Genomic DNA, 327 nt, shown 5'->3' on the forward strand with positions numbered 1-327 from the left:
TCTTCCTATCTGTTTTTGCTCCGATTTCGGCAGCAATCTCGTGCCGTCAGTTCGCAGGCTTCCATTTTTGCGGAAGTTGTTGCCTCGAATGAAGAATCCTCGGATACGACTGCCCAATGAATGATCCGAGGATTCTCATGACACGGCCAGAAGCAATGGCATCAGGCGGCCCGCTTGCCACGCCAATTACAGTCGACGAGAAGGTGTACTGGGTCGCCAGGTCGCGCCGAGGAATCCTGAAACGCTTGTTTCTGACTCAACAAGACGCCGCTGTTGCAGCGAGCAATGACGACAGCGAAGTAGTTGAAATCGAAAGGATCGCAGGCG

The 327-nt window shown here is 53.5% G+C and carries 1 protein-coding gene; it reads left to right on the forward strand.

Translation table 11 applies throughout. The features are described from left to right. Positions 1-116 precede the first annotated feature (116 nt). Positions 117-327: hypothetical protein (locus tag EN807_RS36210; RefSeq protein WP_210240026.1), on the forward strand; the 211-nt coding region annotated here is incomplete at its 3' end.

Source organism: Mesorhizobium sp. M5C.F.Ca.ET.164.01.1.1, assembly GCF_004792125.1.
GTDB lineage: Bacteria > Pseudomonadota > Alphaproteobacteria > Rhizobiales > Rhizobiaceae > Mesorhizobium > Mesorhizobium wenxiniae.